This is a genomic window from Alteromonas oceanisediminis, from assembly GCF_018474025.1.
GTDB classification, from domain to species: domain Bacteria; phylum Pseudomonadota; class Gammaproteobacteria; order Enterobacterales; family Alteromonadaceae; genus Alteromonas_E; species Alteromonas_E oceanisediminis.
In genome coordinates this window covers 145,767-171,463 of the sequence record NZ_JAHCTA010000001.1, presented here as the reverse complement: position 1 = coordinate 171,463, position 25,697 = coordinate 145,767, and the positions used below count along the sequence as shown (strand labels likewise).

Here is a 25,697-nt window from a genome sequence, read left to right as displayed (position 1 = left end):
TTGAATTTATCTGGCAAACGTGTAGCTGTGATTGGTGGCGCAGGTTTTATTGGAAGTCATGTGGTAGAAGAGCTGTTAAAAACCGACGTGGCCGAGATTATTATTTACGATAATTTTGCTCGAGGTAAACAAGAATACATCGCGCCGTTTTTGCTAGATCCTCGATGTACTTTGTTTCAAAACGGTGGAGATATCAGAGATACAGATGTTTTAAACGATGCGCTTAAGGGAGTGCACGGCGTATTTTTGCTCGCAGCGATGTGGCTGCTTCATTGTCGAGATTACCCCAGAACCGCTTTCGACGTGAATGTGCAAGGAACGTTCAACGTTCTCGAAGCCTGCGTCAATAATAATGTTGAACGATTGGTGTATTCCTCATCTGCATCTGTGTATGGTGATGCTGTCGAACTTCCCATGAAAGAGACACATCCTTTAAACAACCGTAACTTTTACGGAGCAACAAAAATTGCATGTGAAGCGATGTGTAGAGCTATGTACGATAGGTATGGTCTTAATTACGTTGCTCTCCGATACATGAACGTGTATGGCCCGCATCAGGATCAGACGGCTGCGTACACCGGGGTTATCCCGATTGTCTTAAACAAAATTGATTCACAAGAGCCGCCAAAAGTAAACGGAGATGGTTCGCAATCGTATGATTTTATCGATGTTCGAGACGTTGCGCGTTGCAATGTGTTGGCTATGCAGAGTCAAGCGGCAGATGACTACTATAACGTTGGAACAGGCGTCCAAACATCCATCAGAAATCTGTGCGAAACCCTGTTAATGCTACGAGAGAGTAATTTGCAGGTTCAATATAGCCCATACTCAGAATCAGATAGTCGATCTTTAGTTCAGAATCGAATTGGATGTACTGAAAAGGCATTTCAGGAACTTGGATTCAGAAGTGATATTAGTCTTGAACAAGGTTTGCGACACTTGATTCAATGGAGACGCCTACATGCAAACTAAAATAGATATTGCAGTACCTCATATTGGCGATGCAGAGTGGCAGGCAACTAAAGAGTGCTTTGACTCCGGCTGGTTAACAACTGGGCCGAAAGTCAGTGAGTTTGAACGTCGCTTTGCGGAATATCATCAGGTAAATCGCGCAATTGCAACAACCAGCTGTACGACTGGATTACATCTGATGCTGGAAGGGCTGGGCATAGGGGAAGGTGATGAAGTTATTATACCTGCATTTACTTGGGTTGCGACCGCGAATGTTGTAATGCATTGCGGTGCAACACCCGTTTTCGCTGATGTAGATCCGAGAACTTGTAACATTGATGCTGCACAAGTTGCTTTGAAAATAACCCCCAAAACCAAAGCTGTCATCGTGGTGCACTTGTTCGGACTGTGTGCTGAAATGAACGCAATAAAGAATGTCGTTCCAAAGTCAGTCGCAATTTTGGAAGATGCTGCGTGTGCTTCAGGTGCAAGTTATCATGGCGTTTATGCCGGTGGGCTGGGCGATGCAGCAGCCTTTTCATTTCATCCGCGAAAAGTATTGACTACAGGCGAAGGAGGAATGGTAACCACGAATGACATTGAGCTGGCTGATAAAATGATGTGCTTACGAAATCACGGTGCCTCCATGTCAGAAGAGCAACGACATCTCGGACCGAAGCCCTATATTCTTCCTGAATTCGCACGCATCGGATTTAACTATAGGATGACAGATTTTCAAGGAGCGATAGGTTGCGTGCAAATTTCTAAGCTATCAGATTTGATTGAACAACGATACGAAATCGCTAAGTTATACAAACAGGAATTAGGCAGCGTATCTGGGCTGCAGCTGCCCGTGTTTCCTCTTCACGAAGGCCATTCATGGCAGGCCTTTGTTGTCACGCTTGATCCAAAAGTCGTTTCGATTGCACGAAATGAGCTGATGGAAAAACTCCAAGAGAGAGGAATTTCAACAAGACCAGGAACTCATGCTGTCCACATGTTAACAGCCTATAGAGAACGATTTGGCTTAAAACCAGAAAACTTTCCAAATGCCGCAATGCTAAATGACCAATCATTAGCAATTCCACTGCATAATTTGATGACACTAGATGACGCTAAATACATCGCTAGCGAAATAAAGCGCTTGTTACAATAATGTGTGCAATTGTTGGTGTCATAAACTTTAATAAACAACCCGTTTCTTCGGTAGTCGTGGCGAGAATGCGCGATTCGATGAGTCATCGTGGGCCAGATGATAGTGGTGTTTGGACTGAGAACAACGTCAGTTTCGGCCATCGAAGGCTCACTATATTGGATTTGAGTTCGTCGGGGCATCAACCCATGTCAAGCCATGACGGTCGCTACATTCTGACATACAATGGCGAAGTATATAATTTCCGAGAGTTGAGGGCTGAATTGGAGGGAGTGGGAGTCAAATTTCGCTCCAATTGCGATTCGGAGGTTGTTCTTTACTCGTTAATTCATTGGGGGCACCATGCAGTTAAACGCTTCAATGGTATGTTTGCGTTCTGCTTTTTCGACCGACAAACGGGGGACACTCTGCTCGCCCGAGACCGCTACGGCATCAAGCCACTTTATTTATACTCTGGACGAGGAATATTCAGTTTTAGTTCAGAACAAAGAGCCTTTTTCGAATTACCATCCTTTAAAAAAGTAATAAAAAAGTCATCTCTGAAACAATATTTCACTTTTCAGAACATATTGACAAACGATACGTTGTTAGAGGGAGTGCAAATACTTAAACCCGGCTATTATCTGCAGTTTAATGCAAATGATGAGGTATTTAGGCCGTGTTTTAGTCAGTATTGGGATTTCACTTTTTCAGAAGCTGATGGCTCTTTTTCATCAAAACAAGAGTATGTCGAAGAGACCAATCGATTGTTGGTGCAGGCGGTGAACCGTCAATTAGTCTCCGATGTTGAGTTAGGCAGCTTTCTCAGCGGAGGAATTGATAGTGGCTTGATTGCGGGAATTGCCAGTGAGTCATGTCCCTATTTAAAGACGTTTACATGTGGGTTTGACATGAGTTCCGCTACGGGTCTCGAACAAGCGTTCGATGAGCGAAAAGTTGCGGAGCACTTGTCTTATTTATTTAAGACAGAGCAGTATGAGATGGTCCTGAAAGCCGGTGATATGCAAAGAAGCTTATCCAAGCTTGCTTATCATTTAGAAGAGCCTAGGGTTGGACAATGCTATCCGAACTTATATGCCGCCAAGCTGGCAAGCAAGTTTGTAAAAGTTTGCCTAAGTGGTGTAGGTGGGGACGAAATTTTCGCAGGCTACCCTTGGCGATATCGAACCTTAAAAGGGCTAAAAAATTTCTCAGACTTTGAATCTGCCTATTTTTCACAGTGGGAGCGACTATGTACGGGCGCGTCTGTTGATTCGCTACTTGCACCGATAGCTAATGACACCGCTGATTGTGACTTACGCTCAATATTTTCTAAGGTCTTCGATAGTCAAGGTAGCCAGGATAGTTCTGAGACGGACTTAATTAACCGCGCTTTATACTTTGATGCTAAAACATTTTTGCCCGGTCTGCTGCATGTTGAAGACAAGCTAAGCATGTCGTTTGGGCTAGAAGTAAGAGTTCCTTTTTTAGACAACGATTTAGTTGATTTTGCTATGCATTGTCCACTGCAGCATAAAGTTGACATTAATGCTGCCAAGGTTAACAGGAGCGGAAAGAAAGTACTCCGAGCTTGCGCTGAAAAATACATGCCGAAATCAATAGCGAATGCTAGAAAGCAGGGATTCTCAGCGCCTGATGCCAGTTGGTTCAAAGGCGAAAGTATTCAGTTTGTCAAAAATCAGCTTTTAAACGACAACGCGCCTGTGTTTGAGTTTGTGGATAGAGACGTGGCTCACCGACTTGTCAATGAACATGTCAATGGTGAAAAAAATCATCGCCTGTTGATTTGGTCATTGCTGAATATGAGTGAATATATACATCAGACATTCGATCATAAGCCGAGGGTATCGAATGTTTGAAGTAGCGATCAGCGTATTGGTACTAGTAGCTTATCGAAGCGCAACATTTTTTTATGAAAAGTCGAAAATTAGCGAGCGGTATGGAGATGATCTCGCGCATTTAAGTTTTGTCAAAGAGCTCAAGAGAACGGATGGGCAATCTTCAGATCTTTCGTGGCTATATCCACTAGGGAAATTTGATTATCCTACCGGCTTTCATCGCTTCGTTTACGCGAGCAAGTTATCAATGAATTTCGTAGAACAATACGGAGGACTGATACCGACCATTGTTGACATTATATTTGTAGCCGTCGCCGGATGTGTACTTTTTCTCCTAAATGGACATGTGACACCTTGGATCATAGCACTCCCTTTATGCCGTTTATTCTATGGACATGATGGGCGCTCAATCCATTTTAGTGAGCGCGCATGGGGAATTTTATTTGGCTCGTGTTATCTTCTCTTAAACGTCTATTTGATACAATTCGACGGCAATTTCCTTGCACATGCGATATCAGTCGGCCTATTCATTGTATTCAGTTGCTCATCTAAATTTGCATGGCAGGCAACTTTTCTAGTTTCACTATTGATGGCACTCTTTACAGGAAAGCTCGCTTATCTGAGCTATTTTTTATTGCATTGTATTGGGGCGATTGCTCTTACTAAGGGGTACTCACTGCGGGTGTTAGCTGGATTAATTCGGCACAGTTACTTCTACAAAACATATCTCGCAACACGGCATCCTACCGTAAAAGACCATTACGCCGAACTGGCAGACATTGTAGCCAGAAAAAAGCCGGTATCCACCGTATTTCACAACAGTTTGTGCCGGATTCTCTTGGATAACCCGTTTAATCTGGTTGTTTTATATGCAGCAACACAATCGGACCTGAACATTTGGCTTCAATTTTCTCTGATAGGTTGTGTCTTAACAAGTTTAATCGGCACAAAGTGGCTGGGTTTTTTAGGGGAACCAGAGCGCTATTTAGATTTCTGTATAATACCATCTTTGATTGTCGTCTCCAGTTTTGGTAGTGAGTTGCCAATCGGTCTTGCAGGCCTAATGCTGATCACTTTTATAGTTGTTTTTATTAAACATTTAGGCGAGTTTAGAGAGCGGTGTAGGGTACAGAATAAAAAACAACAGAATGTTGCACTGATCCAAACTTGGTTTTCAAATGTTCGCGATAAAACGATACTTACCATTCCATTTCGTTATGGTATTTATGCTGGGTACGATATGGAGCCCTCTATGAACAATAGGATTCTTACACTCCATACAAATATTGGTGACAATCAACAGACTGAGCGGTACAAACGGCTTCTTGGTCCTCGTTACCCTTTTCCGCACAATAATATTGATGAACTTATCATTGAGTTTTCAATTGACCTCATATTAGTGGATAAAGCGGCTGTCGCGTTTCTCCATAAAGAAATTCCTGATTATTACCAACGTTTTAATCGATTTATCGTAATCGAAGAATCCAAGCAGTTTATGTTAGTCGCTCCAAGATGTTAGGAATTACTTGATGAAGATTGTATTGGTGATAAGCAAACAAATGGGATTTAGTTGCTTAAAGAGTATTTTGAAGCAAAACTCCTCAGCAAGTATACGGGTGATCACTACCGACGATAGGCATGATCCAAGACATCGTTTTGAAGAAATCAATACCTTCTGCAGGGAAAAAGGTTTACAAGTCAACGTACTTTCTGGCAACGAATTAAATCAATTTCTCATTTCGTACCAGCCTGATATTTGTTTCGTTTGCGGGTGGTATCAGTTGATATCAGTGGACGCTATTCATTCATGTCGGTTGGGTGCAATAGGTCTCCATAATTCCTTGCTACCAGCGTATCGAGGAGGAGCTCCGCTCATTTGGAGTATAATCAATAATGAGCCAGTGGTCGGGACCACATTGTTTAAAATAGATCAAGGCGTGGACCAGGGAGACATTATTGAACAATGGCGTATCTCGATTCACAAAGATGAATATCTCAACACAATACAAGAAAGACTCGAGAACGCCGTTGTCAAAACCATTGGTGATGTAGTATTTGATTATCTTGAATCTAATCGCACACCCGCGAAGCAACCTGAAATCGGAGTGAGCTATTGTTCTCAGAGGTGTGCTGAGGATTCAGAAATTGACTGGAATTTGCACTCTGACCAACTTTATAGTTTAAACAGAGCCTTACAGACACCTTATCCGCCATTATTTTTTGACAAGAAAGGTAGTAGGTATTTTATACATCGGCTTCTACCTTCATCAATTCCGTGTTTCGGACAACCGGGCAAGTATATCGCACGGACAGAGCAGGGGATCCTTGTAAAATGTGGTAATGGTCCTGACGCAGTTGTTTTAACTGACGTGCAGCGTCAACATAGTTCAACTAATTTGATCGAGAATTGGCCCTTTATAATTGGAGCCAGACTTTTTGATTAAACCAAAGATGGAATTAGCCGATAACTGGAATTATATGTAGCGTGGTTAGGCAAGTATGTTAACAACATCTAAATCAGTTAATTACAGAAATTTTGGTTTCATACCAAGAAAAAATTTTAAAGAGAATGTTGCGCGATGGTTGTTTGGCGAAGCCAACCTGTTTAAGCGACTGCAAGCGCGAGACATTATGGACTCGCTCGATTTGAAAAGCTCTGACACAGTGCTCGATTTGGGATGTGCGAATGGGTACCTCAGTGTTGAGATGGCCAAGCTAGCAAAGCATGTCACTGCAATTGATGTGAACCCCTACGTTAAAAAGATCCAGACTCCGACTTTTTTGCAAGAAAAGTTAACATTTATCCATGGAAGTGGAGAGCAAATTGATTTGGCTGATGCAAGTTTCGATGTTGTATTAGCTTCGGAAGTGTTGACCATGATTGAAAATCCTAAGAGCTTTCTTGCAGAAATTCATAGGTTGTTAAAACCGGGTGGGCGAGTCGTTTTTGTCAATGGAGTTGGCCGTCCAAATATTAAGGAAATGTACGAGAAAAATCCTGAGTCGATTGAGAAATATAGGGAAAAATACGGTGCAGCGGTTCCTCGCTCATACGATGATTATATCGCTAAGCTAACGTTATCTTTCGGCACAGCGATTCATACTTTATTGTCTGAGGAAGAGTATGAGGCGTTAATTAGTCAAAGTGCGTTTCGGATAGACAGCGTGGTAAATAGTCCTAAAAAAATCGCTGCCGACATTTTGTTTCACGAGCAGTTTGAACGGTTTGTTAAAACAGGCAGTGGTTTGTCGAGCGATTGGTTCGCGCCAAAGTTTTTTTATCTATCCTTTTTATCGCTCTTCTCGCGAGAGCGCAGTAAATCAGGGGCCATTATTACCGCAACTAAGGTCACTTAAGTGTTAGTCAATGATTTGGCGAGTCGTCACCAGATCTGGGTATTTGGACATGGACATGCGGCGAGATTGATTTGGAATTGGGCAGTGGCTCATTTTGGTGAGAGCGTTCAAGGGTTTATCTGTCATCCTCAGGACGCTCTGTCGTCAATTCACTCAAAAGAAGAAACACTTCTGACTTCAAATGACACGGTGCTTATTGCAAGCCAGTTTTTCAGCCAAATCGTAGCCCGACTCAAGGGACATTGCTGTGCCGATCTCTTCGATGTTCGCCATGTGCTTAAGTCACTGATGGAAACCTACCAAAACATTGACTTTGCCCTCATCCGAGACTGTTATCCCCCGTTTTCATTAAAGGTCTATAAACAAACCTTACTGGAAATGCACCAATCCACTGAATTTTGCTCTTATGACGCTGTTACATTAAACACTGTGAAAGCTCGAAGTTTTCATCGATATGATATAGATACAGTTGCATGCTGTGAGAATGTGCAACGATTAACGGATGTCGCATTGTCGATTGGTATAACGCCAGCGATATTTATTAGAACGGATGGTATTGATTATCAACCTGATAGGATGATTGATTTTGTGACTCAATACCGTGAGTTAGGTTGTGATTTCGGGCTTCATACCAGCTGCTACGCATTGTCTGACTCCGTTGCCGCCCTCGAATTTGAACTTTCTGAGTTTATGCGTTGTTTTGGTGCGAGACCTCGAGGTCTAACCGTCCACGGCTTGGGCGACCAGTTCAGTGAGAGGCGCGCTGTAATGGGACGCTATATAGCTGACAATGTCGATCAACTCGACATTGGGTATGCCGACATTCCAAGTCGTTTTCGTCAACATCAATACGTTATTCAAGATTGCCACTTTGACAGTTCGCGTTCAACGCGTCAGTTGAAACACGATTTTCTAGCTGTGCCCGAAATTGCCTCAAATCATATCGATATTCTCTTACTAGTTCATCCATGCTATTGGGCTAAGGACTGATTTTTTTAAATCGGCCTGAAAAACAAGCTTCTTCGGAGTGAAATGTTTCGATTTCCATATTATTTGCGCTTAATAGAGTTAAAATTTCCTGCTCACTGAAGCGCTTCGCATTGCTCGGACTGTACCAATCAAAATTGGTTACTGTTGATGTGTCTTGACCAAGCTCTTCGTTCCAAAAACACTTCGCGAAATTCCAGTAGATAAAACGTTGAATATCTTGTCTTCCCCCTTTGATACCTAAGGCGGGAATATCTGGAACATCAATTTCGACCTCGAGAGCTGAAAGTCTTTTTCCTAGTAAAGTAAGCTGCTCTGACATGGTCCACAGCTGTTCTTCAGTTAAGTTTTTACACTCATGACGAAAGAAGTCATCAAGCAGTTCTCGTGGAAGCGCCTTTTTGGCATAAAAATAACACGCAACTTGGCCGGTTACTGCATTAGCTATCCGCACAAGTTCGCTAAATGTCTTTTCCGGATCTTCTGTGTGCATAATAACTTGATCACAATTTACGTAATCGACCATACCATCAACTATGCCAGTTTGAGCAATATCACCTTTGATAAAATATAGGTTGTCGACGGCACAATATCTTTGAGCTGCCTGGACTGCAGCATCAGAATAATCAATGCCGATTACCAACGCGTCGGGTGCCAGCATTGCGAACCAAGCTGCTTTGTAACCTAGGCCACAGCCAGCATCAACAATAACGTCGCATGTTTGTAGAAAAGCTTGAAGCTCTTTAACACTAGGGAAACCGTACAGTTGTAAATACCAGTCTTTTTGGAAGCTATACAATTTGTCAGTGTCTTTCTGTTCGTCAAAGGCCTTCCACTTTGTAGAAAAGACTTTATTCGTTTGGCGTTGGTTGTCATCCGGCTTGGTCTCCGATACCGTAATTTGGTTACCAGCTACCGTTACCGGGTGCGAGAATAGTTTCTCGATTTCGGACTTGGTATTGATTCTGCTCATGCTTTATTTCCCATCTCTTTAAAATAGGGTTACCAGTTGATGAACGACATCAATTGCTCAGCGCCATAGTGATTGCTGACAAAATTCTGTCCCTCGGTCTGCCGAATCTTCTTCTGAGTGTCTGGCGAAGCCATCAGGGCATCGAGAGCCCCAGCCATTTTCTCTAATTGACCGGCATGAAACATAAAATCATGATAGCAATCAGCAAGGGCATCAACGGAACTTCCTGCGTTTGTACACACTATCTGACATCTATTGATTTGTGCTTCTAAAAGTACGTTGGGTACCCCCTCGACTTTAGCAGTATGAAGTAAGATATCGGCTTGTCTCATTAGACATTGCACATGTAATTGTGCTCCTAACAGGATGACGAAGTCCGTCAGGTTCAGCTCTGAGATCAGCGAACTAATTTCCTGCCGCATTGAACCATCGCCTATCAGGAAAGCAATAAAGTCTTTTCGGCGCTTTCTTAGTCGCGCAATGACCGATACAAAGTCTTCTGGTGCTTTCTCTCTTTCAAGGCGCATCACACCTATAATTATTTGCGTGTTGTCCTGGCAGGAGAATTTTGCACGTAATTCAATGTTGGAGCGCGCGTCTTCATTATTGATAATATTGTTAAGCAGGCCCACTTTTTCTTCGGATAAATTCAGCCATCTTAGATAACTTTCTCGGCCACTTTGTGAATTTGCTACCAACTTAACATTGTCTAGAGAGCTGAAATACTGATATGCGGCTGAAACAGTACTCAGTGGAAAAACAAAACGTGCACTAGGATTATAACTGAGAAGACCTTGTGGAGCGCTCGACCGCAACGATAGGATCGCGCAAACAGAGGGGATTCGCGCTGCGGCCAGCCCAGCAATCATGTTCGCATCATCCAAAAGCGAAAAAACTTTTGAAACCGAATGGCTCAACAGGTATTCAACTAGAGCGTTGTAATAGTGAAAACCAGACACACTTAAATGTAACCCGAGAAAGCAATCTGAATTTTCGAGAGGACGCGATGTATCGATTCTTCGTGGAGAACTCAGAGGAGGGAGGCAATGGTAATCTAATCCTTCTAGGGCTAGCTTCTCCATAAATTGAGCGTCGTTATTGCTATGGCAAGTAAGACTTACCATTGTGATAGAGTAGCCGTTTCTCGATAAAACTCTCGCAATCGCAATAGATTGAATTTCTGAGCCACCCGTGGCAAATCGCGGTACGAGCAAAATAGCGTTATGTTTATCCTTGGCTGTACTATCCAGCGCAGCAAGGAAGTTAAAAGAAGCTATCGTGGATTCTTGCCATAGACCTAGCCGTAAGATCTCCTTAAACTCCTCGATGCCGAGAATTGAGGTGAAACCCAGCTTTGTAGCATCTGCGGATATTGAATGGCCGTGAGCTCTTTCATCGGCACAAATGACTATTGACGTTGTCACCGGATCCAAATGACCCAATGTGTTCGAATCCAAAATGGTGACGTCTTTCCAATATGAGAACCTGCATTCGGGAGCTCGATCGCAAACCACAACATCAATATCTATTGACTTGCAAATGTTATAAAGATAAAACGCGGCTCCAGTAGAACCCCACAACACAAATGCGTGCTCAGATAAATTTACGTGTGAATTCCTGTCGTTATTTGCTGCACGCCTAACCGAACTTGTCATGATTTTAGACCTATCAACCGTATTACTTTTTGTAAGGTCACCTTATTGTCATCCAGCAACCGAGATTTCGACGATGCCACTTTCCATTTCATCTGCTCATTGGGCGAAGTTGCCATTTTATACATTCCGTTAAACAGTCCTTCAACGGAGCTGCTCACAAGCATTCCCGTTCTTCCGTCTTCTAGGATCTCTTGGCTTCCCCCGTTTGTCGTTGCAATTACGGGAATCTGAGCCAATAAAGCTTCGCCAATTGCAAGTGGGTGTCCCTCGGTCAACGATGACGACACAAAACAGTCTATGGGCTCTCTCCCATCAAATGGCGATGGGACAAATCCCGGCAACGCGGAGTACTGTTCGATACCTTCGCGTCTAATTTGAGCTTCTAAGTTTGCTCTTTCTTCTCCTTCTCCCCAGATAATTAAACGAGCACTCACACCACTTTGAATTAGACGACTGAATGCTGAAATAAGTCGGTCGTAGCCTTTGATAACGTTTAATCTTCCGACACTCGCAAAAGTAAAAAAGGTTTCGTCTTTCTTTATGGATTGATTGACTGTTGGCGTGCAAATTAAATTAGGGATGGTATGACAAGCCTGATTCGATAGTTCATAGAGTGACTTAAAACCAGCTAAACTATCGTAAGATACAAATACAAGAGCGTCCATCTGAGAATATGCGGATTTTTCCTCGGTGGAATCCCAGAAACAATAGTTTAATGTCCAATGATTTTCCGCGAGATTAGTGTGGCACCACGCTATCTTTTTTTTGCTAGCACTTGATGCAACAATCTTTGTGGCCCAGCCTTCAATATATGCAATATCGACATCAAAAGTTCGATTTCCAAACCAATGATTTATTTGACTAGGCGTTGCATGGCGTAGTGCTAGCCGCAACACATTTTGATTTTCAACATAATCACTCAGCGAAAGAACAGTCACATTCTCAGGAATAAATTGGCGATACTCATTTGCACTAAATATACTCATTAGCGACACTGATACTGGTTGAGTCGCCAACGAACTGAGCAAAGTGATCAGCGACTTTTCAGCGCCCCCTTTGCCTAGTGAGTTAATCACCATTCTGACCGACAACGCTTCATTAGGTAGGAAATCCCCCTTTACCATTTGCAGATTGGAGGTAATTACTGCCTGCGAAACAATATTTTTTGCGATATCGATCACATCATTCAGTTCGTCGAGCGTTCTTATCTTATCATTTGGGACGCTAAGGCTTGTGAGGCGTTTTCTGATTTCTGCTGTATAGCTGCTCAGTATGAGAATGAAATCAAAGTCAAAAGACAGAATTGATTCGGGAGTATGGACGCTGTAGCCGTCTAACTCTTGCCGTCTCGGCATTGATTCTACCAGCGCGACCACTCGATATTGGCATCTGATGAGTTCTATGAAATCTGCGTATAAGCTACCTGTACCAAAGACGATAACTCTATCGGCAGCATTCATTTAACGTCTCAATAATTAATCCTTTGTCATCGTCGGTCAGATATGGATGAACAGGGATGCTAAAAACCTTTTTGCTCATGTTGTGAGCCGTTGGTGTTTTATGACCTCGACAACCAATCATGCCTTTCTGTTCGTTGATAGGAACCGGGTAGTAAATGGCAAAGGGAATATTTTTTCGCTGAAGAGCCTGAGTTATTTCAGATCTGGATACATTACGGTTCCACAGCGTAAATTGTGCCCATGAGCTAAAAAAACCATCCGGTAGCGTCGGTGTTACATAAGACTTGTCGAGGTTGTCAGAGTACAAAGAGGCATTTTCTGAACGAGTCAAACACTCATCATCAAAAATTGTCAACTTTTCAAGTAAAACTGCAGCTTGGATGGTGTCCAATCGACTGTTCATGCCAATTCTGACGTTTTCGTATTTATGATTTCCCATCCCATGTGATCGAATAGAGCGGCACATTTCTGCGATGCGATCATTGTCGGTAAAAATAGCTCCACCATCGCCATAGCATCCAAGTGGTTTAGCCGGGAAAAAACTCGTTGTCGCTATTTCACCGAAGGTTCCTGCTCTAGCATCCCCTATTCGGCCTCCAAAACCTTGTGCAGCATCCTCAACCAAAGGAATATTGTACTGATGACAAATTTTCTGCAATGCGACGTGGTCCGCAGGCAGGCCGAATAGATCCACGCTGATCACGGCACTTATCTTACCTTGCCCACTCTCTACAATGTGTTTAATAGCATTAGATAGACTTGTTGGGCACATATTAAAAGTGCGCTCATCAATGTCCACAAAATAAGGGGTTGCGTTTACCAGGCGGATTACTTCCGCGGTCGCGAAAAATGAAAACGCAGTTGTGATTACAATATCATGAGCTTTTACATCAAGTGCCATGAGTGAAATGTGTAAAGCATCTGTGCCATTTGCACAGGTGATCACATGTTTTGTACCTACATAATCTGCGAGACGTGACTCCAGATGAAAAACTTCCTCGCCCATTATGTAGTTGCCTTGGTCAAGCACACTTAATATGCGCTTATTCAATGCGGGTTGTAACCTGTTTTGTTGCGCTTTTAAATCGATCAGTTGCATTTACTCAACCTAATTTAGTCACGAGCCCGTGTTCGAGGATATAACGAGTATTTGACTGACGACATTCTGCAATGGATTGACTTCCATCGGCCGCGAACGTTAGTCGCTGTCCATGCTCGCTCATCCAGCCAATCTGCTTGGCTGGAACACCAACAACAAGGGCGTAGTCTGGAATACTTTCACGAACAACGCTACCCGCACCGACAAAGGCGTGCGCCCCAATCGTTATGCCACAAACAATCGTGCAATTTGCGCCAAGAGTCGCTCCCTGTTTCACCAACGTCCTACGGTATTCATTTTTTCGTGGAATTGCGGAGCGCGGATTGTAAACGTTAGTAAATACCATCGATGGGCCGCAGAACACATCATTCTCAAGCTCGACACCTTCATAAATCGAAACGTTGTTTTGGATTTTAACGTTGTCTCCAATGACAACTCGCGATGCAATGAAAACATTTTGTCCTATCGAGCACTTTCGACCAACGGTAGCACCTGAGCAAACATGTACCCAGTGCCACACTCGCGTGTCATCACCAATATTTGCTCCCTCATCAATGATTGCGCTGGGGTGAATTGCTGACATTATGAAACGTGATGTAAAAAAGGATGGCCTAAATTGCCAATCTGGGAGGGCTTCATCATCCGGATGCCGGAAACAGTTTCGATCGCCGTAACGTTGTCTTCAAGACCAAAGCCATTTCCTGCCAAAACAGCTTCATAACTTTTTGTGTGCAGATCAGTAAAGCCGTCGCTAAATTCAATTTCTTTGTTGTCCACGGTAATACTGCGAAAAGTTCGTTGTCCCTTGAGTTTGGCCGCTGAAGGGAGTTGTTCGAAATCAGTCGAGAGAAACCAGCGCACACGCGCTCGTTCGTATTCGAGGAAGCCTGATGCTGTCTGATGAGTTGAATGAAAAAGCCGATTGTCTTGCAGGTCTCCAAACAGAAAGTGAAGCATATCAAAAAAATGAACGCCGATATTCGTTGCGACACCACCTGACTTTTTATCGTCTCCTTTCCAAGAAGCGGAGTACCACTTGCCACGTGACGTAATGTAGGTCAAGTCTACATCGCTTTTCCGACTCAGCGGTCGCTGGGCGATCTCTGACTTTAAACGAATAATCGATGGGTGAAGACGTAGTTGAAGAATGGTATTGATACGACGATCGTAGTCTCGCTCAAATTCACGTAAGGCATCGATATTCCAAGGGTTTAACACCAGTGGTTTTTCGCATATCGCGTTAGCACCAGAGCGAAGGGCAAAGCGGATATGAGAGTCATGAAGGTAGTTGGGGGAGCAGATTGATATGAAATCTATTTTTCGCTCACTTCGTGCCTGCTTGTCAATATGGCGATCAAAACGCTCGAATTCCGTGAAAAAGTGACAATTAGGAAAGAAGCTATCAATGATACCGACTGAGTCATTGGGATCAAGTGCAGCAATTAACTCATTGCCTGTTTCCTTTATCGCCCTCATATGGCGCGGCGCTATGTACCCAGCAGCACCCATCAGCCCAAACGTTTTCATAGTCTTGCCATCTCAATTGCTACATAATTAATTATCGGCGATAAATATTATCACTTTAATCGTTGAGGAAGCATGGCAAAGAGTTAATCTCATTGCAATTAACTTACTCATCACGAATTAAGTATACAAATAGGAAATGAATTGACCTTGTACTCTATATCAAGTTAGGTTGATGAGATGTTGGTTTAATTGAAAATGACATGAGTCGCAGTGTGGACCATCCAATCGATTTCGTCATTACTTGGGTTGATGGAAACGACCCTGCATGGCTGAATGAGCAAAAAAAATATCAAGCCGAAAACCTTGAAATGAACGGCCCTGAGAGATTTAGAGACTGGGAGAATCTGCAGTATCTTTTTAGAGCATTTGAGTATTTTACTCCATGGGTAAACAAGGTTCACTTTGTAACGTGGGGGCATGTACCAGACTGGTTAAACAAAACTCATCCCAAACTCAATATAGTTCGTCACGAGGATTTCCTCGATCCCAACGACCTGCCTGTTTTTAATATCAATGCGATTGAAATAAACCTGCATAGAATAATCGGTCTAAGCGAGCGTTTCGTATTCTTTAACGATGACACTTTTTTGTTAAAAGCATTAACCCCAAGTGTATTTTTTAAGCATGGACTTCCGGTGAATGCGATGATTTCCAATATAATGCATCAGGGAGCCATCGCTCCCATCGTCTTAAATGATATAGAGTTAATCAATAAACATTTTAATCGTCATAAGGGGCAGAGGCTGACAAAACGAGGAATCGCAAGAAAGCATTTCTGGAAATGGTTTTATCCGGGTTACGGTTTTCGTCTCCTCGACACATTGTTTCTCATGTACTGGAAAACATTTAGCGGGTTTGTGACCTACCATCAACCTCAACCGTTTTTAAAACGTATTTTTCAAGATGTGTGGAATAACGAAGAGGAACTGCTCAGACGCGTTTCAGCATCAAAATTTCGCTCTAATACAGATGTCAATCAATACCTATTTCGATACTGGCAATTTGTTACGGGTAATTTCACACCTGACACTTTTACAAACGCGTTTAAAAGAAGGAAGTATGTTGAGCTACGTAGCGTCGACGATGTTGTCCAAGCCTGTGCGGACATCATAGATGGTGATTACCAAATGTATTGTCTAAACGATTCTATGTCGAAAGGGCGTTTTACAGATAGAAGCCTGTCAGACATCGAAATAGATAAATGCAAAAAACTCCTAATTCATGCTCTAGACAAAAAGCTGCCTCGAAAATCATCCTTCGAATGTGACTGATAACAAATGTCCCTTACGCTTATGGGATAGGTAAAGTTGGTGTGTCTGCTTACTTTTCACTCAATCAATGTTATACTCTAACAAGGTATGAGGAGGCACTATGATTAATTTTAACAGTGATTCAAGTTCTGCGTCGTTGCTCCAGCAGGTGCAGCAGCGCCAAGATACGTTGTTTGAGCGTTTAGCGTCTGGCCGACGTGTAAATAGTGCGGCAGACGATTCAGCCGCACAACAAATCATTGATCGCCTAACATCTCAGGTGGAAGGTAATCGCCAGTCGATCACTAACGCGTTCGACGGAATCTCTTTGGCTCAAGTGGCTGAAAGTGGCCTTGAAGGCATTAATAATGACGCACAGCGCATCCGTGAGCTAACCCTTCAGGCGGGCAATGGTGCGTTAAATGATGCTGATAGACAGGCATTACAATCTGAAATAACGCAGCTGCAAGACAATATCACCCAGACTATCGAGCAAACTAATTTTGCTGGGCGCCCGTTGCTGAACGCGGAATCAAGTATTGATTTTCAAGTTGGAGCTAATGCGGGTCAGCAGATTTCGGTGGGTACGCGTGATATACAGTCTGACCTTGAAAGTTTGCTAACCGCTGATGTGACGACCCCAGAAGGTGCTCAGGAAGCACTGATTGCAGCGGATGAGTCTTTACAGTTACTAGGTGGTGCACGTTCAGATTTAGGAGCAACTCAAAATCAGTTTGAAAGTGCTGCACGAAACTTGTCACAATCAGATGTGAACGCATCAGCGGCGAGAAGCCGGATCCAAGACACGGATTTTGCGCAAGCGACGTCTGACAGCGCAGCGGCCGGCGTACTTGCACAGTCAAACTTGACTGTTCAGGCACAGGCTAATCAGCAGCAAGGTCAAGTGTTGGCGTTACTCAGCTAACCAGCTATTAAATTGGCTGAAAAAGCAGCTTAGACAGCATGTACTTTTTTTAATTGCTTCTGGTTGCAACCTTTGAAGAAAGCCCTACGGGAAACGGTAGGGCTTTTTTGTTATTAGGCTATGCCCCAGAATGGGTCGCCTCGTGGAGGCGTTTCCATACAACGTGTGTGAGTGTATAAAATTTGAGCGCAGTGCACTGTGAATTGCAAACTATGCTGTAGTAGGGATGGAATCTAGTTGCGTTAAAAATCCCTGCGGTTACAATCATATGAGCAGCATATTCGAATAATAAATCATGCGCTTGAGGAATAAATGAACCAAATACTGATTGTCAGTGACAACCCGTCAGTAAAGCAAACGTTGCAAACTGTGCTTCAGTTTTTGGGTGAAACCTTCACAGAGTTGACCTATACGGCGCTGGCCGATCACATGAGATCTGCGAGTGAGAGTTTTACGGTGTTAATTGATTTAGACACCTCATTTTCAGTTTCAGATTTAATTAAACAGCATCCTCATACGCCTTTTATTGGCATTGGCGCGCGAGCTGGTGAATCGCCCAGTACAAAAAATTTAGTCTCGCAACTGTCGTTGCCCATCACTTATCCGTTTCTGACGCAAGCGCTATATCGCGCTCAGGAGTATCTCAAACGCCACCCCAGCAACGTCAAAACGGTGCAGAGTAAAACTCGGCTATTTCGTAGCTTGGTCGGCAAAAGCGAACAAATCCAAAGCGTTCGTCGACTGGTAGAGCAAGTCGCGCCAACGGATGCTAACGTGCTCGTGTTAGGTGAATCTGGCACGGGCAAGGAAGTGATTGCACGCAATATTCATTTTTTATCCGCGCGCAAAGACAATGAGTTTATCCCCATCAACTGTGGTGCTATTCCGGGCGAGCTGCTTGAAAGCGAGCTTTTTGGCCACGAAAAAGGGGCATTTACCGGCGCGGTAGGCAGTCGCAAAGGGCGTTTTGAACTCGCGGAAGGCGGTACAATTTTTCTGGATGAAATTGGTGACATGCCACTGCAAATGCAGGTTAAACTACTCCGTGTTCTTCAGGAAAGAACGTTCGAGCGAGTGGGGGGCACTAAGCCTATCGCCTGTAATGTCAGAGTCGTAGCTGCTACGCATCGCGACTTGGAAAAAATGATCGAGCAGGATAAGTTCAGGGAAGATCTGTACTACCGGTTGAATGTGTTCCCGATCGAGAGCCCAGCGTTACGCGATCGAAAAGAAGACATTCCGTTGCTGCTGCAAGAGCTGGTAACACGTATACAGGACGAAAATGAAGCCTATGTTCGTTTTACTGAGCAGGCCATTCACTCTCTGATGGAGCATCCGTGGGCCGGAAATGTGCGTGAGTTGAGCAACTTAGTTGAGCGATTAACTATTCTCTACCCTCATCAGCTCATTGATGTGCATGAGTTACCCCAGAAGTATCAGCATGGTGATGCCGAACGGTATGAACCAGACTACCCAGAAGAGGTGCTTGAGCGACAAGCGTTTAATGAATTGTTTGCGGCCGCGGCGGAAGACGAAGAGCCGGTCTACGACAATGCCTTACCTCAAGCAGGAGATACCTCGTTGCCCGATGAAGGTGTAAATCTTAAAGAATACCTGTCTGAGTTAGAAATTAATCTGGTCCTGCAGGCTCTTGAGCAATCTGATTGGGTGGTCGCCCGTGCCGCCGACAAACTTGGAATGCGGCGTACTACTTTAGTCGAAAAAATGCGTAAATACAGCATTCAAAGAGAAGAAGTTCGTTAATCTCTGCCTCAGCGCGGTAGTGCGCACTCGTCAATTCATTGACTACACCCATCATAGTCGCTAGCTTAAATTATTGAAAATAAAAGAATAATAGTTGGCACGCCACCTGCTAATTACTTGTCAATCAAACCATTGTCTGGTTTTTGACACGAGGTAGTAATGGCATTCGACAGTTCCGCACCAACCTATGATACGGACGCGCCGCTGGGGCAGGGTGAAAGTTTTATTGCAGACAAATACTTCACTGCGCCCAGTGAGTCATATTCGGCACTTAAACGTCAGTCACTCCGCCTAGAGCGCCTTCTGCAGGTGATGCCAGCGGGTGTCATCGTCATTGACGGTAAGGGCGTTGTACGCCAGGCGAACACGTTAGCGAAGGAGTTGCTGGGTGAGCCGTTGGAAAAGCAAATCTGGCGGCATATCATCAGTCGCTCTTTCAGGCCGCGTGCGGATGATGGTCACGAGGTGTCATTGCACGATGGGCGTCGCGTAAAACTGTCCATCACCCCGTTGATTGACGAGCCGGGGCAGCTTATCGTTATCACGGACTTGACGGAGACACGTGAGCTTCAAGCGCGAGTAAGCCATATGCAGCGCCTATCTTCGCTTGGCAAAATGGTTGCCTCACTGGCTCATCAAATTCGCACCCCGCTCTCTGCGGCAATGCTTTATGCGTCTAATTTAACCAGTTCGCGAGTCGACCCAGCAACACGCGACAAATTCACGCACCGCATCGTCAATCGGCTGCGCGATTTAGAATCTCAGGTCAACGATATGTTGTTGTTTGCCAAAAGTGGCGACGAGCAAGTAGTGAGTGCTGTGCGGTTGGGCTCATTGCTCAGTGCGGTGCAACAGGGCAGCGATGCGCTTTTGCAGCAGTCGGGTGTAGAACTCATCTCAAACATTGATGAAGCTGCCGACAGTGCCTGCATATTGGCAAATGAAAGTGCTCTTAATGGTGCATTGGTAAACCTTATTCATAACGCGGTTCAGGTAACCTCTCGGGGTGGCTCGCTGTACCTGACAGCCTCACAGCACGCGGACAACGTAGTCATTCGTATTCGCGACACAGGCCCTGGCATCGCCGTTGAACACCAAAATAAAGTATTTGAGCCGTTTTTTACCACTAAAACCAACGGTACAGGGCTAGGGTTGGCAGTGGTTCAGTCGGCCGTTAATGCGCATAAAGGCACGGTAAGCGTTGCCAATCACCCGCAAGGTGGGGCTGAGTTTGTGATTAGTTTACCACTGCATGTTTCTCAAACAGAGCGTATGCAGCAAGAAACCACGCCTTTAATGAATAACGTCACGGAGTTTCCTGATGAGTAATACCACACTTTTGATCGTTGAAGATGACGCCGGGTTACGAGAGGCGCTTACCGACACACTAGAGCTAGCTGGCTATACCGTTGTTGAAGCGGAAAATGCTGAGTCAGCATTGGTCTGTTTACATCAGCAAGCTGTCGATTTAGTCGTTAGTGACATTCAGATGGGCGATATGTCAGGGCTATCACTGTTGCGCAGCATCAAAACACGTTATCCGAATATTCCGGTGTTACTGATGACCGCGTTCGCCACCATCAATGATGCAGTGCAAGCGATGCGCGATGGTGCTACCGATTATCTGTCTAAGCCGTTTGCTCCTCAGGTACTCTTGAATTTGGTCGGGCGCTACGCACCTGCTCAGAAAGTAATATCTCGTACACCTGTGGTTGGCGATGCAAGTAGTAAAGCGTTGCTAGAGCTATCAGCAAAAGTGGCTAAAACCGACGCTACTGTGATGGTACTGGGGCCGTCTGGCTCCGGTAAAGAAGTCATTTCCCGTTATATCCATGATCTATCCCCGCGTGCAGAGCAGCCTTTTGTGGCGATCAATTGCGCAGCCATTCCTGAGAACATGTTAGAGGCCACGTTGTTCGGCTATGAGAAAGGCGCATTCACGGGTGCTATTCAGGCTTGCCCCGGTAAATTCGAGCAAGCTCAGAAAGGCACGCTTCTACTGGACGAAATTACTGAAATGGACATGTCTCTGCAAGCTAAGCTATTGCGTGTCTTGCAAGAGAAAGAGGTTGAACGTCTTGGTTCGCGTAAGACCGTTGCATTGGATGTACGCGTGATCGCTACCAGCAACAGGGATCTGCGTTTAGCAGTAGAGCAGGGTAAATTCAGAGAAGATCTGTATTACCGACTCAACGTATTTCCAATCACATGGCAACCCTTACATGCACGTCCGGGTGATATCGTGCCCTTGGCAGAGCATTTGATCAATCGTCACGCCAATGCACAGAATATCAGTTCGCCAAAGCTAACCGCAGCAGCCAGAAGCAAACTGTTGAACCATGCATGGCCAGGAAATGTTCGTGAACTTGAGAATGTAATACAACGCGCGCTTATCCTCGCACAATCACACCACATCGACGCCGGTGATTTAATGATTGAGTTCAATGATAGTGCTGCGCCGGTTACTCATATGGAATCAGTTGAAGAAGATGCCAGTTTGTTAGGATCAGAGCTACGTCAGCAAGAGCACCAAATCATTTTAGATACGCTGATTTCTTGCAACGGAAAACGCAAAGCGGTCGCCGAAAAGTTGGGTATTAGCCCGCGTACGTTGCGCTACAAACTAGCCCGCATGCGTGAAGACGGGATCAACGTGCCAGCCTGATTTAATCCTTAAGGTTGCGCCATAAAACCCCAAGCTCGTTCGCGACTTGGGGTTTTTTACAGTCAAAAAGTTGGCACCGCGTATCGTTGTGCAGGGGGATCACTAAATACTGTTTTATCTTGTTGATTTAAAACAATAAATATTGTTGGCACTTGAATTGCTGAGCAAACAAAGAGTTCCCATGCAGTATAGAATTAAAGGCACATGTGATGGATATTAAAGGCAATTCACTCTATCAAGAAATGCAGGCCATGGCCGGGCAAATTCGACCCAATATTGAGCAGGCACCGCGACTCGATATCAACCCCAGTAGTGAAAATTTCGCCGACATGCTATCGGCCGCAGTGAACAATGTGAACAGCATGCAAAAAACCTCGCGTGAGTCTCAGCAAGCGTTTGAAATGGGCGCGCCTGATCTGAGCCTTGCTGACGTGATGGTCGCCAAAGAGAAAGCCGGCATTGCTTTTGAAGCGACTGTTCAAGTGCGCAATAAAGTGCTTGAAGCCTACAAACAAATCATGAATATGCCAGTATAAGGTGACAACACGTGGCTGAAGCAACCAGTACTGAGCTCGCCGTTTCTGACGGTATGTCAGGTGATAATGAAATAGAGCAAAAATCGGGTTTTATGGACGCACTCGGCTCCGCCGATATGATGCGTCAATTAATGCTCGTTGTTGCGCTTGTTATTTGTATTGCGATTGCGGTGTTTATCGTCATTTGGGCTCAAGAGCCAGATTATCGCCCCCTTGCCAAGATGCAAACCCAGGAGCTCATTGAAACGCTCGACTATTTTGATGCCAATCAAATCGATTACCGCTTGGAAGGCAACACCGTTTACGTGCGAGAAAACCAGATCCAAGACATTCGTTTAGGCATGGCGCGGCAGGGCATTTCGAATGAAACCTCGCAGGGCACTGAGATCATCATGCAGGACATGGGTTTTGGTGTCAGTCAGCGTGTTGAAATGGAGCGTTTAAAGCATGCCCGTGAACAGCAAATTGCACGAACCATTGAAGATATTGCAGCCATCAATAAAGCGCGTGTACTGCTGGCGATGCCCAAAGAAAATGTATTTGCGCGCCGAGAGAAGAAAGCCAGCGCCACGGTAGTATTGACAGCAAAACGCGGGCAAGTGATTTCAGGCGAAGAAGTGGATGCTGTGGTGGATATTGTCGCTTCCGCCGTACAAGGCATGGAGCCTAACCGCGTTACGGTGACCGACAGCAATGGCCGCTTGCTCAACTCTGGCTCGCAAGATGCCGCCAGCTCGCGTGCTCGGAAAGAGTACGAAATGGAGAAGCAGCGTGAAAGTGCCTATCTGGAAAAAATTGATTCAATCCTGATCCCTGTTTTGGGGCTGGGCAACTACACGGCTCAGGCCGACGTAACGATGGATTTTACCGCGGTTGAACAGACTCAACGCAGTTACAATCCCGATCTTCCTGCTGTACGCAGCGAAATGATTGTTGAAGAAAACAGTGTCGGTGGAGTGGTTGCCGGTATTCCTGGGGCACTCACCAATCAGCCTCCGTTGGATGCAGCGATCCCCGAACAAGCTGTGGGTGGGGCAGTGGCACCGGCGGTGCCCGGTCGAAACTCAAAAGAGCAAACGCGGAATTACGAATTAGACACGACTATTAGTCATACTAAGCAGCAAACGGGTGTTATCCGACGCCTCAGCGTGTCAGTTGCGGTCGATTACAAGTCGGTCACCGGTGAAGATGGTAGTGTGACCTCTGAGCCGATGGCACAAGCTGAGCTACTGAATATCCGGCGTTTGCTGCAAGGTGGTATTGGTTTTGATGTCACGCGTGGCGACAGCCTTGAAGTCGTGAGCATGCCATTTAGTCGCATGGATATTGGCGTGGCTGAAGAGGTGCCAATCTGGGAACAACCTCAGTTTATGCCTATACTGAAGCTCGTAGTAGGCGCATTAGTGATTATCGTTCTGATACTCGCCGTGGTTCGCCCCATGTTGCGCAAGTTGATTTACCCGGATGATTCGCTTGAGTCGGATGGGTTTGATTCCGATGAAGCTTTGGATTTGGGTGACGAAACCATCAGTATGCTATCGCAGGAGTTTGATGAGGGTCAGGTTGGATTTGCGCCAGATGGCTCACTGATGCTGCCTGATTTGCACAAAGATGAAGACGTACTGAAAGCGGTGCGGGCGCTGGTTGCCAATGAGCCTGAGTTGTCTGCTCAGGTGGTCAAAGGCTGGCTAATGCAGGACGAGTAGAGACGATTATGGCAGAAGAATTAGCAACCCAAAGCGACAGTGGATACGATGTCGCTAAGCTGGAAGGGGTAGACAAAGCGGCCATTTTATTGCTGAGCCTTTCAGAAGAAGACGCTGCACAAATATTGAAGCATCTGGAGCCCAAACAGGTTCAGAAGCTGGGTTCTGCCATGGCAAAAATTGATGACATGACGCAGACTAAGATCACTGCGGTACATAAGCATTTCATCGAAGAAATTCAAAACTACAGTACCATTGGTTTCCAAAGTCAGGACTTTGTGAAGCGTGCGCTAACGGCCGCATTGGGTGAAGACAAAGCCGCTAACTTGATTGATCAGATCATGATGGGTTCAGGCGCGAAAGGTTTGGATTCGCTCAAGTGGATGGATTCAAAGCAGGTTGCCAGTATCATTCGCAACGAACACCCACAGATCCAAACCATTGTTATGTCGTATTTGGAGCCGGAGCAATCGGCAGAGATACTCTCGCAATTTCCTGAGAAAGTGCGTCTTGATTTGCTGATGCGGGTGGCGAATCTTGAAGAAGTGCAACCCGCGGCACTGCAGGAGCTTAACGAAATTATGGAGAAACAATTTGCCGGTCAAGCTGGCGCGCAAGCGGCTAAAATGGGCGGCTTGAAGTCGGCGGCAGATATCATGAACTACCTTGATACCAATATCGAGGGTCAATTGATGGATGCCATCCGTGAGCAAGATGAAGAAATGAGCCAGCAAATCCAAGATTTGATGTTTGTGTTTGATAACTTAGTTGATGTTGACGATCGCGGCATTCAAGCGATCCTGCGTGAAGTCCAGCAGGAGGCGTTGCTTAAGGCCATCAAGGGTGCTGATGAAGAGCTTAAAAATAAAATCACTAAAAACATGTCTAAACGCGCTGCAGAAATGCTTCTGGACGATCTGGAAGCACTCGGGCCGGTGCGAGTCAGTGAAGTGGAAACTGCACAGAAGGAAATTCTGTCCGTGGCACGTCGACTTGCCGATTCAGGTGAAATAATGCTGGGTGGCGGCGGTGGCGATGAGTTCCTATAGCCCGAAAAAGGTGGATAGCAAAGATGCCAAACCGTGGGACCTGCCTTACGTAGAATCTGAAGACGATATCGACGAAGAAGAAACCAACGCGCTGAATAAACGTTCAGAGTGGCGCTATGAGCCCCCTGAACCAGAAGAAGAAATACTCCCGCCCACCGCTGAAGAGATTGAAGCGATCCGGCAAGCTGCCTTCGATGAAGGGTTCAACAACGGACACCAAGAAGGCCTTACTCAGGGAACTGAAGAGGGGCAGGCGAAAGGGTATGAGCTAGGCCATGCTGAGGGCCTTGCGCAGGGTAAAGAAGAGGGACTCGCGCAAGGGCAGTCTGAGGTTCAGGCGTTAGCTGAACAGTGGCAGGTGCTGGTTGATTCACTGCAATCGCCACTGGCTAAACGCGATGAACAGGTACAGGAAGAGTTATTGCAATTGGCAGTGGCGCTGGCGAAATCAGTGATTCAGGTTGAAGTGAAAACTAACCACGGTGTCATTGAAGAAGCGTTTCGACAAGCGTTGTCGGCGTTACCCAGCAGTGAGCAAACCGTTACGATTAAATTGCACCCTGATGATATTGCGGTTATCAAACGGGTCTATGATGATGCACATATTCAGCAACAGGGGTGGCAATTCCAGCCGTCTCCTGAGCTATCGCCAGGCGGTTGCGATGTGTCTACCAGTAATAATGCGGTAGACTACTCAATCGAGCGGCGCTGCAAAGACGTTATCGATACATTCTTGCTTCAGCAGGGCTTGAGTCGTGACGGATAACGCCAGCGTTGCGTCACAATCTACGCAGGCATTCGC

At 45.2% G+C, this 25,697-nt stretch carries 22 protein-coding genes; 16 read left to right on the top strand and 6 right to left on the bottom strand.

Going from position 1 to position 25,697, the window contains the following annotated elements:
- The 7 genes from KIU71_RS00825 to KIU71_RS00795 are packed head-to-tail and all read left to right on the top strand — an operon-like array spanning nt 1 to nt 8,289.
- Nucleotides 1-972 (top strand): NAD-dependent epimerase/dehydratase family protein, encoded by a 972-nt coding sequence (locus KIU71_RS00825; protein ID WP_214129205.1) that lies wholly within the window; start codon nt 1-3, stop codon nt 970-972.
- Complete coding sequence (locus KIU71_RS00820; protein ID WP_214129204.1) at nt 962-2,107, top strand: DegT/DnrJ/EryC1/StrS family aminotransferase; 1,146 nt, start codon at nt 962-964, stop codon at nt 2,105-2,107. Before KIU71_RS00825 ends, KIU71_RS00820 begins: the two co-directional genes overlap by 11 nt.
- The gene (gene asnB, locus KIU71_RS00815; RefSeq protein WP_214129203.1) at nt 2,107-3,963 is read left to right on the top strand and encodes an asparagine synthase (glutamine-hydrolyzing); all 1,857 of its coding nucleotides are present in this window, start codon (nt 2,107-2,109) and stop codon (nt 3,961-3,963) included. Before KIU71_RS00820 ends, asnB begins: the two co-directional genes overlap by 1 nt.
- Complete coding sequence (locus KIU71_RS00810; RefSeq protein ID WP_214129202.1) at nt 3,956-5,461, top strand: hypothetical protein; 1,506 nt, start codon at nt 3,956-3,958, stop codon at nt 5,459-5,461. Before asnB ends, KIU71_RS00810 begins: the two co-directional genes overlap by 8 nt.
- Nucleotides 5,462-5,471: 10 nt before the next feature.
- Nucleotides 5,472-6,386, top strand: coding sequence for a methionyl-tRNA formyltransferase (locus KIU71_RS00805; protein WP_214129201.1), 915 nt, complete (start codon nt 5,472-5,474; stop codon nt 6,384-6,386).
- A 55-nt stretch (nt 6,387-6,441) separates the two neighbouring features.
- Nucleotides 6,442-7,299: a class I SAM-dependent methyltransferase gene (locus KIU71_RS00800; RefSeq protein ID WP_214129200.1), complete on the top strand. Its 858-nt coding sequence runs from the start codon at nt 6,442-6,444 to the stop codon at nt 7,297-7,299.
- Nucleotides 7,300-8,289: a hypothetical protein gene (locus tag KIU71_RS00795; protein WP_214129199.1), complete on the top strand. Its 990-nt coding sequence runs from the start codon at nt 7,300-7,302 to the stop codon at nt 8,287-8,289. It begins immediately after the preceding gene.
- Here the strand turns inward: KIU71_RS00795 and KIU71_RS00790 are convergent.
- The 6 genes from KIU71_RS00790 to KIU71_RS00765 are packed head-to-tail and all read right to left on the bottom strand — an operon-like array spanning nt 8,279 to nt 15,000.
- A complete protein-coding gene (locus KIU71_RS00790; protein ID WP_214129198.1) occupies nt 8,279-9,259 on the bottom strand; it encodes a class I SAM-dependent methyltransferase in 981 nt (326 codons plus the stop codon). The genes KIU71_RS00795 and KIU71_RS00790 overlap by 11 nt on opposite strands.
- A gap of 29 nt (nt 9,260-9,288) precedes the next feature.
- Nucleotides 9,289-10,914, bottom strand: coding sequence for a glycosyltransferase (locus KIU71_RS00785; RefSeq protein ID WP_214129197.1), 1,626 nt, complete (start codon nt 10,912-10,914; stop codon nt 9,289-9,291).
- Entirely contained in the window at nt 10,911-12,374 is a 1,464-nt protein-coding gene (locus KIU71_RS00780) for a glycosyltransferase (protein WP_214129196.1), read from the bottom strand. The genes KIU71_RS00785 and KIU71_RS00780 overlap by 4 nt, the downstream gene beginning before the upstream one ends.
- Nucleotides 12,358-13,473 carry a DegT/DnrJ/EryC1/StrS family aminotransferase gene (locus KIU71_RS00775; protein ID WP_214129195.1) on the bottom strand — a complete coding sequence of 372 codons (1,116 nt, stop codon included), beginning with the start codon at nt 13,471-13,473 and terminating at the stop codon, nt 12,358-12,360. The genes KIU71_RS00780 and KIU71_RS00775 overlap by 17 nt, the downstream gene beginning before the upstream one ends.
- A gap of 4 nt (nt 13,474-13,477) precedes the next feature.
- Complete coding sequence (locus KIU71_RS00770) at nt 13,478-14,056, bottom strand: acyltransferase (RefSeq protein WP_214129194.1); 579 nt, start codon at nt 14,054-14,056, stop codon at nt 13,478-13,480.
- The gene (locus KIU71_RS00765) at nt 14,056-15,000 is read right to left on the bottom strand and encodes a Gfo/Idh/MocA family oxidoreductase (RefSeq protein WP_214129193.1); all 945 of its coding nucleotides are present in this window, start codon (nt 14,998-15,000) and stop codon (nt 14,056-14,058) included. The genes KIU71_RS00770 and KIU71_RS00765 overlap by 1 nt, the downstream gene beginning before the upstream one ends.
- 200 nt (nt 15,001-15,200) lie before the next feature.
- Here KIU71_RS00765 and KIU71_RS00760 point away from each other — a divergent pair, with 200 nt between their 5' ends.
- The 9 genes from KIU71_RS00760 (at nt 15,201) to fliH (ending at nt 25,661) form a co-directional block, all read left to right on the top strand.
- Complete coding sequence (locus KIU71_RS00760) at nt 15,201-16,271, top strand: Stealth CR1 domain-containing protein (protein WP_214129696.1); 1,071 nt, start codon at nt 15,201-15,203, stop codon at nt 16,269-16,271.
- Nucleotides 16,272-16,371: 100 nt separating this feature from the next.
- Entirely contained in the window at nt 16,372-17,175 is an 804-nt protein-coding gene (locus tag KIU71_RS00755; protein WP_214129192.1) for a flagellin N-terminal helical domain-containing protein, read from the top strand.
- A gap of 312 nt (nt 17,176-17,487) precedes the next feature.
- The gene (locus tag KIU71_RS00750; RefSeq protein WP_214129190.1) at nt 17,488-18,939 is read left to right on the top strand and encodes a sigma-54 dependent transcriptional regulator; all 1,452 of its coding nucleotides are present in this window, start codon (nt 17,488-17,490) and stop codon (nt 18,937-18,939) included.
- A gap of 159 nt (nt 18,940-19,098) precedes the next feature.
- Nucleotides 19,099-20,268: a sensor histidine kinase gene (locus KIU71_RS00745; RefSeq protein ID WP_214129189.1), complete on the top strand. Its 1,170-nt coding sequence runs from the start codon at nt 19,099-19,101 to the stop codon at nt 20,266-20,268.
- Entirely contained in the window at nt 20,261-21,604 is a 1,344-nt protein-coding gene (locus KIU71_RS00740; protein ID WP_214129187.1) for a sigma-54-dependent transcriptional regulator, read from the top strand. Before KIU71_RS00745 ends, KIU71_RS00740 begins: the two co-directional genes overlap by 8 nt.
- A 209-nt stretch (nt 21,605-21,813) precedes the next feature.
- The gene (fliE, locus tag KIU71_RS00735) at nt 21,814-22,140 is read left to right on the top strand and encodes a flagellar hook-basal body complex protein FliE (protein WP_214129185.1); all 327 of its coding nucleotides are present in this window, start codon (nt 21,814-21,816) and stop codon (nt 22,138-22,140) included.
- Between the two features lie 11 nt (nt 22,141-22,151).
- The gene (gene fliF, locus KIU71_RS00730) at nt 22,152-23,846 is read left to right on the top strand and encodes a flagellar basal-body MS-ring/collar protein FliF (protein WP_214129183.1); all 1,695 of its coding nucleotides are present in this window, start codon (nt 22,152-22,154) and stop codon (nt 23,844-23,846) included.
- 8 nt (nt 23,847-23,854) lie between these two features.
- Nucleotides 23,855-24,895, top strand: coding sequence for a flagellar motor switch protein FliG (gene fliG, locus KIU71_RS00725; RefSeq protein ID WP_214129182.1), 1,041 nt, complete (start codon nt 23,855-23,857; stop codon nt 24,893-24,895).
- Nucleotides 24,882-25,661 (top strand): flagellar assembly protein FliH, encoded by a 780-nt coding sequence (fliH, locus tag KIU71_RS00720; protein ID WP_214129180.1) that lies wholly within the window; start codon nt 24,882-24,884, stop codon nt 25,659-25,661. The genes fliG and fliH overlap by 14 nt, the downstream gene beginning before the upstream one ends.
- The last annotated feature ends 36 nt before the right edge of the window (nt 25,662-25,697 follow it).